General features: G+C 54.3%; 10 protein-coding genes. 5 read left to right on the top strand and 5 right to left on the bottom strand.

Going from position 1 to position 14834, the window contains the following annotated elements:
- Window positions 1-27: 27 nt before the first annotated feature.
- Window positions 28-606 (top strand): YceI family protein, encoded by a 579-nt coding sequence (locus tag HKT17_RS15250; protein ID WP_171101570.1) that lies wholly within the window; start codon window positions 28-30, stop codon window positions 604-606.
- A 64-nt stretch (window positions 607-670) separates the two neighbouring features.
- Here the strand turns inward: HKT17_RS15250 and HKT17_RS15245 are convergent, their stop codons facing one another.
- The gene (locus tag HKT17_RS15245; protein ID WP_369907283.1) at window positions 671-1669 is read right to left on the bottom strand and encodes a TerC family protein; all 999 of its coding nucleotides are present in this window, start codon (window positions 1667-1669) and stop codon (window positions 671-673) included.
- Window positions 1670-1807: 138 nt separating this feature from the next.
- On the opposite strand from HKT17_RS15245, the gene HKT17_RS15240 reads away from it, so the two are divergent.
- Window positions 1808-2680, top strand: a complete 873-nt coding sequence (locus HKT17_RS15240) for a LysR family transcriptional regulator (RefSeq protein ID WP_171101254.1) — start codon at window positions 1808-1810, stop codon at window positions 2678-2680.
- Here HKT17_RS15240 and HKT17_RS15235 read toward each other — a convergent pair.
- The 4 genes from HKT17_RS15235 to HKT17_RS15220 form a co-directional block, all read right to left on the bottom strand.
- Entirely contained in the window at window positions 2677-3273 is a 597-nt protein-coding gene (locus HKT17_RS15235) for a CBS domain-containing protein (RefSeq protein WP_146106596.1), read from the bottom strand. The two genes, HKT17_RS15240 and HKT17_RS15235, sit on opposite strands and share 4 nt — an antisense overlap.
- A gap of 218 nt (window positions 3274-3491) precedes the next feature.
- Window positions 3492-4217 (bottom strand): esterase/lipase family protein, encoded by a 726-nt coding sequence (locus HKT17_RS15230; protein ID WP_171101252.1) that lies wholly within the window; start codon window positions 4215-4217, stop codon window positions 3492-3494.
- A gap of 85 nt (window positions 4218-4302) precedes the next feature.
- Window positions 4303-6492, bottom strand: coding sequence for a cyclic nucleotide-binding domain-containing protein (locus HKT17_RS15225; RefSeq protein WP_171101251.1), 2190 nt, complete (start codon window positions 6490-6492; stop codon window positions 4303-4305).
- 52 nt (window positions 6493-6544) lie between these two features.
- On the bottom strand, window positions 6545-8056 hold the full coding sequence (locus HKT17_RS15220; RefSeq protein ID WP_171101249.1) for a CoA-acylating methylmalonate-semialdehyde dehydrogenase: 1512 nt from the start codon (window positions 8054-8056) through the stop codon (window positions 6545-6547).
- Between the two features lie 218 nt (window positions 8057-8274).
- On the opposite strand from HKT17_RS15220, the gene HKT17_RS15215 reads away from it, so the two are divergent.
- The 3 genes from HKT17_RS15215 to HKT17_RS15205 all read left to right on the top strand — a co-directional run bounded on the left by HKT17_RS15215 (window position 8275) and on the right by HKT17_RS15205 (window position 14831).
- Window positions 8275-10995 carry a penicillin acylase family protein gene (locus tag HKT17_RS15215; protein ID WP_171101246.1) on the top strand — a complete coding sequence of 907 codons (2721 nt, stop codon included), beginning with the start codon at window positions 8275-8277 and terminating at the stop codon, window positions 10993-10995.
- A 132-nt stretch (window positions 10996-11127) separates the two neighbouring features.
- Window positions 11128-12117, top strand: a complete 990-nt coding sequence (locus tag HKT17_RS15210; protein WP_171101244.1) for an ABC transporter substrate-binding protein — start codon at window positions 11128-11130, stop codon at window positions 12115-12117.
- Window positions 12114-14831: a response regulator gene (locus HKT17_RS15205; RefSeq protein ID WP_171101242.1), complete on the top strand. Its 2718-nt coding sequence runs from the start codon at window positions 12114-12116 to the stop codon at window positions 14829-14831. Before HKT17_RS15210 ends, HKT17_RS15205 begins: the two co-directional genes overlap by 4 nt.
- Window positions 14832-14834 lie beyond the last annotated feature (3 nt).

Here is a 14834-nt window from a genome sequence, read left to right as displayed (position 1 = left end):
GGGATGTTCAAGCAAGTATCAAAAACAATGTTGGGCGGTGCGCTTGCACTGGGTATGTTCGGTGCTTTGAGCGCAGCCAATGCGGCGGTGGACACTTACATCATCGATCCAAGCCACACTTTCCCGTCATTTGAGGCGGACCACATGGGTGGGCTTTCGTTGTGGCGTGGCCAGTTTGAAAAAACCAAGGGCATGGTGACTTTGGACCGTGCGAAGAAAACCGGCACCGTGGACATTGAAATTGATGCGGCCAGCCTTGATTTTGGCCATGGCAAGATGAACGAGCACGCCAAAGACGTGGACATGTTTGATGTGGAAGCCCACCCCACGATTACCTACAAAGCCAGCAAAATGCGCTTTGAGGGTGACAAGCCTGTTGAAGTGCTGGGCGATTTGACCTTGAAGGGGATTACCAAGCCTGTGCCTTTGAAGATCAACACCTTCAAGTGCATTATGCACCCCATGAAAAAAGCCGAGGTGTGCGGTGCGGATGCAGTGGCTGAATTCAAGCGCACTGACTTCGACTTGGGTTACGCCGTGGACCGTGGTTTTTTCCCGGAGGTGAAAGTGCTGATCACCATTGAAGCTGTGAAGCAACCCAAGTAAATGATGAGGTAATAAAAAAGGCCGGTGACTTTAAAATCACCGGCCTTTTTATTTGCCGCGAACTTTACTTGCTTTCTGTGGCGTGTTCCAGTTTTTCAGGCTTGTTGTCGCCGCGTGTTTTCCACAGCGAGAACAACACACCACCGGCGATCAGGCCCAAGGTTACGCTGAGCGAGAAGGCAGGGGGGAATTTGCCGATGAAGTTCACCAAGAAAATTTTGCTGCCAATGAACACCAGTACCATTGCCAAGGCGTACTTCAGGTAGTGGAAGCGATGGATCATTGCGGCCAGTGCAAAGTACAGGGCACGCAAACCCAGGATCGCAAAAATATTGCTGGTGTACACAATGAACGGGTCGGTGGTGATCGCAAAAATTGCGGGCACAGAATCAACCGCGAAAATCAGGTCCACAAACTCGATCAATACCAAGGCCAACAACAGGGGGGTTGCAAAACGCACCACTTTGCCGGTTTTTGGGTCGGGTTCGTTCACCACAAAAGCATTGCCGCGCAGGCCTTCGGTGACACGCATGCGTTTGCGCAAAAACTTCAGGATCGGGTTGTTCTCGATGTCGGGTTTGCTGTCCGCCATGAACCACATTTTGATACCGGTGATCACCAGGAAGGCACCGAACAGGTAAAGCACCCAGCTGAATTCTTTTACCAGTGCGGCACCCAGGCCAATCATGATGGCGCGCAACACGATCACACCCAAAATACCCCAGAACAACACGCGGTGCTGATACTGGCGGGGAATGGCGAAGAACGAGAAGATCATGGCGATGACAAACACGTTGTCCATCGACAGTGATTTTTCAATCGCGAAACCGGTGAAGTAGTTCATACCGCTCTCAGAACCCAGGTACCACCACACCCAGGCACCGAACAGACAGGCTGCAGTGATGTAACCGCCCGAGAGCAGCAAACTTTCCTTGACCCCGATTTCGTGGTCATCTTTGTGCAGCACGCCGAGGTCGAAGGCGAGCAGCGCAACCACAATACCGACAAACAACAGCCAAATCCATGCGGCTGTGCCGAGAAAGTCGGTGTGCATGAATTCCATTAAAACGTCCACTTTGATACTCCATGAGGGTTGAATTGAACACGGCGCCATGGTGTACCAGTTGTGATTTCGAAAAAACCAGTATTTAATGAACTATTACTTCGGTTTTTACGCAGTTAAATTGTTGAGGTGCCGCAGATGATGAACTACCGCCACTTGCATTACTTCTGGATGGTCGCCAAAGAAGGTGGTTTTGCACGTGCTGCCGAGCGAATGGACATGGCCATTCAAACCATCAGCGCGCAGGTGCGCGAACTTGAAAAAGACTTGGGGCATCAGTTGCTAAAGCCGGATGGGCGTGGCGTGGCATTGACTGAAGCCGGGCAGGTGGCCTTTGCCAAAGCCGAGGAAATTTTTCAACTGGGCCAAAGCCTGCCGGAGTTGGTACGGGCGGTGGCCAGCAAACCGGTGAAGCGTTTCCGGGTGGGTTTGTGCGATGGCATCTCGAAACTGGCGGTGCATGCCTTGTTGAAGCCTGTGTTGGATACGGAAGACCTGCACCTGACTTGCCATGAAGGCGAACCCGAGCAGTTGCTGGCGGAGTTGGCTTTGCACCACCTTGATTTTGTGTTTGCCGGGCAGCCCCCGCCAGCCAACCCCAACTTGCGCATGCAAAGCCGGGTGCTGAATACAACCACGGTGGATTGGTTCGGCGCTTCGAGGTGGGTGAAAAAAAGCAGTGTGAACAATTTTCCACAATGCCTGGCTGAATTGCCGGTGTTACTGCCCACTGGACATTCCCGCTTGCGGATAGACTTGAATTACTGGTTTGAGCAGCAGGGAATTGTGCCCCATGTGGTGGGCGAATTTGAAGACAGTGCCTTGATGTCGGTGTTTGCAGCCCGTGGCCTGGGTGTGTTTCCAGTGAGCCGTTTGGGTGTGTACGACGCGGGTACCTTAAGCGGTTTGCGTCTGCTGGGGCAATGCCCTGATTTGCACGAGGAAATTCATGGCGTGTGGAATTTGAAGGGAATCGACCACCCTTTGGTGGTCGAATTGTTGAAAGCTTAAGCGGCGGCCACTGCGGCTTCAATTTCCGCGAAGGTGCTGGCCTTCACTGGGTCCATCACTGGGATACCCATTTGTCGCGCAATTTGTGTGGAGGAGAACAGGCCCACCACGCGCATTTTGCCGGAGCGGTTGTCCACCACCAGCGCGTGTTGCCGGTTGTGTTCACGCAGTGTGGCAATAATATGGCCCACCTCGGCGCGCGACACTGCGCCAAACTCCAGAAACTCCAGGTCGGGCAGTTTCACCATCACATCATTCACGGTTAGCTCGGGCACATTGCGATTGCTGGATGACGCCTCCTTGATTGCGCGCTCGCCGGCCAGGTCGTTGGCGGTGAGCAGGCCTTGAAGATGGCCTTGTTCATTGCGAACGAACAGCAGTTTGACGCCGCACACAATCATGGTGGTGCGGGCTTGCTCAAGTGTTTCAGAGCCCGAAATGCTCACGGGGTGTACACGCCGAAGGTCTGTCATGGCGTCGAAGGCTGGCGAATCGGCTGTCAGCTTCAAAGGGCGACTGGGGTCGCTGACCGTAATGGTGTCAGTGGCGCCAGCGCTGATGTGTTCGAGTGCTTGGTAGTGTTGTCTGATCATGTTGAAACCCTTTTTGACGCACAGTCTTGATGCATCCGCCGACTTGGGGCCGGCGGGCGAATTTGCAGGACGGACTGCATGCAAAAGGGGGTACAGGCACAAGGGTTTGTTGCCTTGTGTCGTGGCAGTGCGAGCACCGTCCACTAGAAATTTAGTCTACGCTGCTGGCAAAAAGTTTCAAGTCAGTAAAAGCCCGGAGGACACAGGTGAATACCCGTCTATTTCAGCGGTGTACCCAAGGCATAAGGCAGCAGGTTCATGACTTCCTTGCTGACGCCCATGGCCAGGTGGGGGGTGTCGATTTCGATGTGCTCAACATTGGGGCTGAAACGGTCGATACAGGCTTGCCAACTTACGATGGAGTCTTTCTTGCAGTACAGCGCGACGATGGGGCAAACAATTGGATGCTCGAACCGTTTCAGCGTGCTGTTTTCAATGGATTCCACATCCAGCCCTCGAATGTCGTAGAGCGTTTTTACTGCCGTGTATTTTGGCCCGCCAATGACCGGGCTGCCAATGGTGACGATGCGGCTCACGTTTTGTTGCACCTCACGTGCAGCCTCGCGAGCCAGGTAGCCACCCAGACTCCAGCCCAGCAGTTTGATCGGGGCTTGAGCCTGCTCGGAATGTTCCTTGATGTCGGCAATCACCTGTGGAAGCAGTTTGCCCACTTCACCGTGATTGAAACCGGCAGACCAGTGCACGGCCTTGTAGCCCAAAGAATTCAGGTAGCGTTTGATGAAGGTCATGCTGCTGGAACTGGCACCAAAGCCCGGAAGCAACAACACGGTTTGGCCCTGGCCTACATTCTTGCGGGCAAGAAAACGCCAGCCCACGGCCAGCTTGGCGGCTTCGAATGGTGTTTTGGCCTCGCCCAATAACAGGCTGAGTTTGGGTTTGCCAATTGAATTGCCGTAACGTTTCTGGAATTCTGCTTTGTTCATGGGGTGTTACAAGGTTGTGCACACCCGAGAAAATACGGCAAGGCGGGGCTGTACACAAAGAGGAATTCCTCTAGTGGTGCACGGTTTATTGCAGCAGCGCGAGGCTTTGGTTGGCCAGGCGAATGCGCAGGGCCAGTTCGCGGGCGAGGTTATTCTGAAGAATCTGGCTTAATTCGGGCTGGTATTCCTGCAACTGGTCAAATTGTGCAATGGGCAGAAATAGCAGTGTGCAGTCGGTGTCTGCGCGCACTGTGGCTGAACGCGGTTTGCGGTCAATCAGTGCCATTTCGCCAACCATGCTGCCGGGGCAAAACCGCATCAATCTTTCATTGCTGTGGCCGGTGTGGTGCCACGCACTCAATTGCCCTTGCCGCAACACATACAAGCCGCAAGGCTCAGCGCCTTCGGTGAACAGGGCTTGGCCTGCGGGCAGGGTCTTGGTTAACCAGTGTGCACAAAAGGCCTTTTTTTGTGCAGGGCTCATGTGATCGCACAGGTGGCTGTTTTCAAGGGTGCTATCGGCGCTGTATGCCATATTGTCGAAAGCGATTTGACCCAGCAACAGGTTTTCAATGTGCCAAAAGGCGTCGTCAATGTGGCCTTGTGTGGCAATCCCCAGACGCGCAAGGCAACTGTGCAACAGGGGTTCACCGCCCATGGCTTGTTCGTGTGTGGGCAGCACGGCCACGGTTTGGGTGCGTGGCAACCCTTGTTTGAAAAGCCGCTCAAGGCAGTCGCAGGCGGTGTCGTCAATGTAGCGCAGGTGGGTGAAATCGAGCACAGCGGATTGCGCCGGTGCCAATTCGTCTTGTAGTCGTATTGCAATGGCAGGGGCATTGCCAAAAAACAGATTGCCCTCAAAGCGTACCCAGGCCAAGTGTTCAAAGGCGGCGTCGAGTTGTTGGCGGTGGGCGCGCGGGCGCATGCTGCGTGAACGCGCCGCGGGCTTGGATTCAATGCTGCGCAGACCACTGCCGGATTGTTGTTGCAGAAAGTAAGCTGCCACAAACAGCACGCCGACCAAGGTGCCGATGAGCAAATTGCTGATCCCGGTGACAAATACCATGCTGAGCACCACCCACACGGTGAAGCGTTCTGTGGGTGCCATTTTGCGGCGCGTGCTGCGCGCTGCGAAACGCCTGATCAAGTCCAGTGTGTTGCCTTGAATCAGAAACAGGGAGCTGACTGCCACCGCAGTGGCAAGAATGTGCAGGGGCAGCTGAGCCAGAATTGGCCAGGTGAGCAGCAAAAGCAGGCCCAGCAGGCCCACGTACCAGGCTTCGCTTTGGCGGTGCTGGGCACCCACACCCAAGGCAGCGTTGCTTCTGGAAAAGTAGTTTGAGCTGGGCAGCGCCAAGGCCAGGCCGCACAGAACATTGGCCAGTGCCAGGGTGTTCAATTCTCGGCGGGTGTTGTGCCGGGTGCCGAGCGTTTGGTCGACTTGCAACAACGATTGCATGCTTTCCAGCACCACCAGCAAGGCCAGCACCGCCGCACCCACCAACACCTGAAGCAGCAGGCCAGGTGTACCCAGCAACAAGGCAGACACCTGTTGAACGCTGCCCACAAGGCTGGTTGTATCCAGGTTTTGCCACAATGGGTGGTTGGGCATGGCGGCTACAGTTTGCACGGGCAATGTGCCGGGCCATGCCCAAAGCAGCACGCCGTGCAGCGCAAAGCCGCAGGCCAGGCCGTACACCAGGCCAAGAGGGTTGGGGCGTATGGCGCGGAAGTACAGCAGCACGGCAACTGTAATTGCCGACACACTGAGCGCCATGGGTGAAAACAAGGCAGGGGTGCTGGCGGCTTGCAGGGCGGTGGTGTACACAGCAAAGCCCAGCATGGCGGGCAGCAATTTGTAGGCTGAGAAAAGACCCAGTGTGGTGTTCATGCCAATGAGCACCGGGGCTGGCAAAAACTGCATCAACTTGCCTACACCCTGTTGTTGGGCCAGTGCGATCAACAGGCCCGCAAGTGCAATTTCAAGCATCAACAACAGCATGAGATCTGAGTGGTTGCTGGTAATTTGCAGAAAACCGAGCAAGGAACCAGCGACAATCAGTGCGGTTGAAGAACGTGGTCCACCGAATTGAACAGGCGCTCTACCAAACAAAGCGCCCAGCAAGCCGCCCAGAAATGCGCTGGCCAAACCTGCGTAAATACCATATGCCAGACCGGCCTGACCCAATGGGGCAAAGGCCAACATGCCATACACAATTGCCTGAGCGTATCCACCGAATGCGACCAGTGCGCCCGCTTTGAATTCGGTGTTCAAGGAAGAGTTCGCGCAGCCGAAGTTGAGTTGGACTTAGTCTACGCGAATTGCTTTATTTCGAGGTGGGCATGACGAATTCAGCACCTTTCTCGATGCTGTCTGGCCAGCGCTGCATGATGGATTTCTGGCGGGTGTAGAAGCGAACACCTTCTTCGCCGTACGCATGCATGTCGCCGAACAGGCTTGCCTTCCAGCCGCCGAAGCCGTGCCATGCCATTGGCACAGGAATGGGCACGTTGATGCCTACCATGCCCACTTGCACCTGACGGCCAAATTCGCGGGCCACATTGCCGTCGCGGGTGTAGCAGCTTACGCCGTTGCCGTATTGGTGGCTGTTGATCAAATCCAGGCCTTCTGCAAAGTTGGCCACGCGCACGCAGCTGAGCACGGGCCCGAAAATTTCTTCCAGATAAATGCGCATGTTGGGCTTGACGTGGTCGAACAAAGTGCCGCCGGTGTAAAAGCCAGTTTCGAAACCGGCTGGTTTTTGGCCGCGACCATCCACCACCAGTGTGGCGCCTTCGTCCACGCCAATTTGGACGTAGTCCTCAATGCGCTTCAATGCCTCGGCGGTCACGATTGGCCCCATCTCAGCTGACAAATCCATGCCGTCTGTTACCTTCAATGTTTTCAGGCGGGCGGCCAGTTTGGGGATCAGCTTGTCGCCCACATCGCCCACCATCACAGCCACGGAAATGGCCATGCAACGTTCACCCGCGCTGCCGTAGGCGGCACCGATGAGTGCGTCAGTGACCTGGTCCAGATCTGCATCGGGCATCACCAACAGGTGGTTTTTCGCGCCGCCCAGGGCTTGCACGCGTTTGCCGTTGCGGGCACCTGTTTCGTAAATGAATTTGGCAATGGGGGTAGAGCCCACAAAGCTGAGTGCGGCCACATCGGGGTGATTCAGCAGGGTTTCCACAGCCAGTTTGTCGCCGTGTACCACGTTGAATACACCATCGGGCAGGCCGGCTTCTTTCAGCAGCCTGGCCATGAAGTTGCCAGCGCTGGGGTCGCGTTCGCTGGGTTTCAGAATGAAGGTATTGCCGCAGGCAATCGCCACGGGGAACATCCAGCACGGCACCATGCAGGGGAAGTTGAACGGGGTAATGCCGGCCACCACGCCCACAGGCTGGCGCAGGGTCCAGTTGTCGATGTTGGTGGAAACCTGTTCGGTGTAGTCGCCCTTGAGCAATTGCGGAATGCCGCAGGCAAATTCAATGATGTCGATGCCACGGCTAACCTCGCCCTGCGCATCGGTGAATACTTTGCCGTGCTCGGCCGTGATGATGGCGGCCAGTTCGTCGCGGTGCTGGTTCATCAAGGCCAAAAATTTGTTCATGATGCGCACGCGCTGAAGCGGCGGCTTGTTGGCCCAGGCTGGCAATGCTGCTTTGGCAGCTTCCACGGCTTTGTTCACAGTGGCTACATCGGCCAGCTCAACCTGGCGGGCGACCCTGCCCAGCGACGGGTTGAATACATTGGCTGTTTTGCTGCCAGCCACGCTCACGGAATTGCCGTTGATGAAGTGGGCGACAGTTTGATCGTTTTTGTAGGGTTGCATGTGTCTGGGCCTGCTTGTTTGCTTCGGAAAGACTGACATTGTCGCGCAAGCACGGGGTGGATTGAATCGGTGCTAACACCAAGCTTCCGGAAATTTTCGATGAGCGCACCATGCACTGGCAATTTACTGAAGCCTGTCAGTAAAGCCCTGATTTTTAATCCAATTGTAATTGTCGGAGGTATTACTGACATAAGGCCTGTCACTAAGGTGGGCCCAGAATGAAAGCAGAGGAGACAGCAGTGATTACAGGCTTGACGAACAAGGCCGCGTTGCGGCGTGGTCTACAGGTGGGCGCAGCCAGTGCTGCCCTGTTGATGTTGGCGGGTTGCCTGGGCAGCAACAACAACGACATTGCTGGCACCGATGGGCGAACCAATCCCAACGAGAATCCCAACCTGAAATACGATGTGAGCATTACCCGCACCACTTTCGGTGTGCCGCACATTCGAGCCAAGGATTACGGCAGCTTGGGTTATGGGCAAGGTTACGCCTTTGCGCAAGACAACCTCTGCGTATTTCTTGAGGACCTGTTGACCATTCGAGGCGAGCGTTCACGCTTCTTTGGCCCCGACGGCACCTACACCATTGAGCCCAATGGCTCGACGGCCAACAACGTGGCCAGCGACTTCTTCTGGAAAAGCCTTTTTGCCTTTGAAGAAGAAGGCGCTGATGGAATTACCCGCAATGCCTGGCAGCGCACCCGCGACAAGACCATTCCCGATTTTCAGAACGTAGTGGCCGGTTATGCCGATGGCGTGAACCGCTACATTACAGAATTGAAAGCAGGCGAGCATGAGTATGAACAGCCCGATGGCAGCAAGGTGCCCGCGCATGCCGCTTGTGCTGATGCTGAATGGCTGGCCCCAATTACGACAGACGACATGTATCGCCGCTTTGTGCGCCTGGCTGTGTTGGCCAGCAGCTCGGTGTTTGTGACTGAAATTGGCAATGCACAGCCACCGGGTGTGTTGCCCGGTTTGCCTGCGGGCGGTGGAGCCCCTGCGTTACCTGTAGCCAGTGCGGGTAAAAAAGCCAAAACCCCCGGCGTTGCCGAGCAAGTGGCTTTGCTGAAGGCGAACCCGAACCCTTTCACTGCCATGCAGAACAAGGATCACTTCGGTAGCAATATGTACGCGTTTGGCAAAGACGCAACCGCCAATGGCCAGTCGCTGGTGTACGGCAACCCCCACTTTCCATGGAAGGGTACAGAGCGTTTGTACCTAAGCCACAATATTCTTGAACTGAATGGCGAAAAGGCCATGGACATCATGGGTGTGGGCCTTTATGGCGTGCCCGCGGTGTTGATTGGTTTTAACGAGCACGTGGCCTGGAGCCACACGGTTTCAACTGCTTTCCGCTTTACGCTTTACCAGTTGCAAATCAACCCGGCCAACCCCACTCAGTACATGTACGAGGGTGAGATGCGCGACATGATCGCCCTGCCCACTGAAATTGAGGTGAAGCAGGCCGATGGCAGCATTACGAAAATGCAGCGCACCATGTATCGCAGTCATTATGGGCCGATGTTGGTGCTGGAGGCCAGCGGAGTGCCGGTGCTAGGCTGGAACCAGTTGATGGCATTTACGCTTCGCGATGCAAACCTGGAGAATGACCGACTAATCAACCAGTTTGCCAAGTGGAACCTTGCCAAATCCCTGGAAGAGTTTATCGGCTTGCACGGTAGTGAACTGGGTGTGCCTTGGGTAAACACCGTGGCCAGTGGCCCGGGCAGGCCTGCTTACTATGGTGACGTGACTGTGGTGCCGCATGTGACCGATGAAAAAATTGCCGATTGTGCAGCAGAACCTTTCAACACGGTGGTGGGTCAGTTGTCACCAGGTTTACCTGTGCTCAATGGCTCACGCGAAGCCTGCGAGTGGGGTAGTGACCCCGATGCACCCGCGCCCGGCATTTTTGGCCCGGGTAACTTGCCCACGCTTCAGCGTGACGATTATGTAACCAACTGCAACGACAGCCACTGGCTGAGCAACCCACGTCAGCCGCTGACTGGTTTTAACCGGATTATTGGTGATGAAAATGCGGAGCGTACCTTGCGTACCCGCTTGTGCACCCTGCAAGCGGAACGCCGTTTGGGCGGGGCTGATGGACTGCCCGGCAACCGTTTTACGCAAGACAACCTGAAAGACATTGCGCTGAACAGCGAAATTTATTCCGCTACTTTGGCCAAGCAATCGGTGGTGGATGCGCTGTGCCAAGTACCCGTGTTGTTGAGTACCAGCTTGATGCCAGTGCAAACCGCGGACGCTTGTGCCGCTTTGGGTGCTTGGGATGGCAAAGCCAACCTGGATAGCAAAGGTGCACACTTGTGGCGTGAGTTTTGGAGCCGGGCGATTGCCAACCCTGGTGGTTTGCCTGTGGGCGTGCCTCAACTGCATTTGCCGTTTGATGTGCCAGTGCCATTGTCATTGCCAACCAATTTGTGGGCCAATGGCTTCAATGCGGTTGACCCGGTGAACACACCCAACACATTGAACATTGCCAATCCGTTTACCTCAGCTGCTTTGGCCGATGCAATTTTGGCGGTACAAGCCGCTGGTTTTGCGCTGGACGAGCCTTTGGGCAATATTCAAAAATCTGGAGTACAGGCCAGTGCCACGCCAATTTTCGGGGGTACAAGCCCTGAAGGTGCGTTTACGATTGTGAGTACAGAACCAAGCCGTCTGAATTCTGAAGGCTACAAAGTTACGTACGGCAACAGCTACATTCAGGCTGTGACCTGGGATGCGAATGGCAAACCACAGGCCGACGCCATGTTGACCTATTCACTCTCGACTGACCCAGCCAATCCGCACTTTGACGATTACACCAAGGCGTATTCCCAGAAAAACTGGGCTCGTTTGCCTTACACCGATGCTCAAATTCAGGCGGCCAAAGTGGGTCAAACCAAGGTGTTACGCCAGCAAAGGGCGTCAAACTGAGCGTGTTACAAATGTTAAATTGACAATAAGTGTAAAGTAACAATAAAAGGGGGCGAAAGCCCCCTTTTTCTTCGATTGCTTCCTTGCAAAACGCGCACTGTGGGTGAGTTATCACTTTGATTTCAAGCCCCCATGTTCAGTCGCCTGCGTCTTGCGCGTTTCTCCACCGTCATGTTTTGTGCATTCATGGGCTTGTCTTCCTTGGGATGGGCCAGTGAGCCACGCATTGCAGTGTCCAAATCGCCGTTATCTTTGCCATTTTTTGTGGCCAAAGACAAAAACCTGTTTGCAAAGCACAAGGTTGAGCCGGTGTTGATTGAATGCCTGGGTGGCAACCGGTGTGTGAAGGAACTGACGGAGGGGCGGGTCGACATGGCCACTTCTTCAGAACTGCCATTCATGTTTGCGGTTTTTCAAGGCAAACCAATTGGCCTGGTGACCACTTTCAACACCAACAAAGACGACATGAAATTCGTGGTTCGGAAGGCGGCGGTGAAAGGTGGCACCAAGGGTTTGACTGGCAAGCGAATTGGTTATGTGGAAAAGGCCTCTTCCCATTACTACATGGATTTGTTTTTGTTGTACAACGGCATTGACCCTAAAACCACAGTACCGGTGCCCATGGGGCCAGAGGCCTTGGCGGCTGCCTTGGCCAAAGGCGAGGTGGATGCAATTTCGGTGTGGGAACCCTGGGGGCATATTGCACTGGAGCTAGGCGGCGCAGATGTTGCGGTAATTGATACGCCCAAACTGTACAGCCAAACCTTCAACCTGCTGGTTAGCAACGAATACCGCTTGGCACAAACCCGCAAATCGATTGCCGTGTTAGGCGCGCTGGATGAGGCAATTCAATTTATCAAGAAGAATCCCGACGAGGCCAAACGAATACTGGCACGTGATGTGGGTATTGATCTTGACACAGTAAAAGCAGCCTGGTCCACCTATCAGTTCGAGCTGACCTTGCAGCAGTCCTTGTTGACTACCGTGCAGGGTCAGGCCCGATGGGCTCGGCGTGAAGGGCATGTTGGCTCAGCCTTGGCCGAACCCGAGTTCTTGAATTTCATTGATTCCAGTCTATTGCGAAAAATAAAACCCAACGCCGTTGATTTTGTGTACCCATGAAACCTTTGTTGCGACTTAAACAAGGCGTATTCATCGCCTTGGTTTTGCTAATTGGCCTTGTCCTGGTGGCAACGGCCACAGTCGTTTCCATTAACCAGCAACGCAATGACGTGCTGGAACAAAGCGTTGCTGCGCGCAAAATTTCCCGCTTGTCCACGCGTATGCTGGTGTTGACGCACACTGCATCGACCTACATGACCGAGACCAATATTCGCCAGTGGTGGGTGGTGCATCAATCGATTGCCGATGAGCTTGATCACCTTCATTTTTCGGATGAGAGCGGAGAAATTTCCACCAGGCTGGAGGAGCGACTTAGCGACTTTGCAGCCCTGTTCAGTGGTTTTTCGCACATGCTGACTTCTCAGGAAATTGATTTGGACGAAAGGCGCAGCAGTGTGTTGACCGACCGTTTGATTTCCGAGGCTGAGCAACTTGCGGAACTGAGTTACAAAGTCTCAGATGCTGCGTTTTCACTGCAGGAGGCCCTGACACAGAAGCGCAGAAATATCCTGTTCATTTTCGCTGTGTTGTTTACTGCGAATTCTTTCTTGTTGTTGCTTTTGATTCGTTATCGGGTGGTTAGGCCGCTTGCGCAAATTGAAAATGTGGCCAATGCAATGCGCGCGGGAAATTTGAATGCACGTTGCAATTTGCCGGAAGGCGATGAACTTGGTGATGTGGCCGCAGCGCTCGATTCACTGGCCCTTGAACTCAACAACAGACTGGCCGATTTAACATCGACCACGCACTTGCTGGAGGTGGCTGGCCGAATGTGTGGTGTCGGGGCATGGACTCTGGATGTCAACACCCATGCGTTAAGTTGGTCAAAACAAATTTACGACATTGTTGAAGCAGACTTCACGCATCAGCCTACGCTGGAAGAAGCGATTGCACTTTATCCCGAGGAATCCGCTGCGAAGCTTTCCAAAGCGTTGGATGACGCTGCCCGCACCGGCAGTGATGTGAACATGGAATTGCAGTTGCGCACCTACAAGGGCAACTTGATTTGGGTGCATGTGTTTGGTGAAGTGATTTGGCAAGGTGAAGGCACCAAGCGCAAACCCTGGATGATTCGGGGGGCCTTCCAGAACATCACCGAGCGTCGCTGTGTTGAGGAAGAAATTCGACGAGCCAAAGAAGTGGCCGAGTCGGCCAGCAAGGCCAAGGGAGAATTTCTGTCCAATATCAGCCATGAAATTCGCACGCCGCTGAATGCGGTGGTTGGGCTGGCTTACATTTTGAAGCAAAGCAAGCTGGACTCATCTCAACTGGAGTTTGTTGAAAAACTTGAAAATGCAGGCCGAGGCCTGATTGATTTGGTCAGTGGCGTGCTGGATGTTTCCAAGATTGAAGCTGGTGCCATGGAGTTGGAAACCCGGCCATTCTCAGCCCGCCACTTGATGGATTCGCTGGCTGATTTAATGACGGGTTCCCTGGCGGACAAGCCCATCGAGTTTGTAGTTGCTGTAGCCCCCAATGTGCCCGACCAGTTGGTGGGTGATGAAACCAAACTAAGGCAGGTACTGGTGAATTTGGCGGGCAATGCGATCAAGTTCACCGAGAATGGCTATGTCAAGGTGGGCATAACTTTGGATCAGCTGGACACCCAACATTGCGTGTTGCGTTTCATTGTTCAAGACACAGGTTTGGGCATGGATGCTGGTGCCATGAAGCGTTTATTCCAGTCATTCTCCCAAGCAGATTCATCAATTTCTCGCCGTTTCGGCGGCACGGGCATTGGCTTGGCCTTGAGCCAAAAACTGGTGGAGTTGATGGGCGGCACTATATCGGCCGTGAGCGCACCGGGGCAGGGTAGCCTGTTTGCATTCTCGCTGATGTTGAACCTGGATTCGCAGGCCAGCGCAGCGCCTGTTGCCACCGGGTTTGCTTACGATGTGGTGGTCATTGACAGTTTCCAAACCCAACTTGAAAGTGTGGCCCAAATGGTGGAGTGGACCGGCGTGGTTCCCCAACGTTTTTTGAACCCGGAGCAGGCTTTGAGCTTGCCCCCTGGGCAGCGGCCACGATTGTTCGTGGTTAACAACCAGTTGAACCACACCAGCGGGCTGGAATTGGCTGACAAACTGAAAGCCGCGCATAGCCCGGCATCTGCCAAGGTTGCCCTGATGGTGCGGCCCAAAGATGTGAAGCAAGTACAAAACCCGCTTTCCACAGGCCAACTTGATGCGGTGTTGATGAAACCCGTTTCTTTCTCGGCTTTGAAAAATGTATTGCAAGAGGCCACGGGCAATTCGCAGGGCAAGACCAGCGCTGTGAACCGTTTGTTGAATCAAAACGAGTTGGTGTTTCTTGCTGGCTTAACCGTGTTGGCAGTGGACGATCACAAACTGAATTTAATGATTCTGAAAAAAATTCTGGAAACCCATGGGGCCAAAGTTATTTTGGCTGAATCGGGGCAAATTGCCATTCAGGTACTTAGTCAGCCTAATCACAGCGATGTGGATGTGTGTTTGATGGATGTGCAAATGCCAGACATGGATGGCATGGAAACCTGCCACTACCTGCGAGACCAGATGGGCTTGCGGCAGCTGCCCATACTGGCTTTAACTGCGGGCGTAATGGAGGCCGACCACCAGTTGGCCCTGGCTGCGGGCATGGATGAAGTGCTGGTGAAGCCCTTGCAAATTGACAAAGTGCTGGACGCTGTAAAGCGTTGGGGAGCGCAGATCAAGTTGAGAGCTCAAATACACTGAATG

Origin of the sequence: Limnobacter sp. SAORIC-580, assembly GCF_013004065.1 — a bacterium.
GTDB classification, from domain to species: domain Bacteria; phylum Pseudomonadota; class Gammaproteobacteria; order Burkholderiales; family Burkholderiaceae_B; genus Limnobacter; species Limnobacter profundi.
This window is presented reverse-complemented; position numbering and strand designations above follow the sequence as displayed.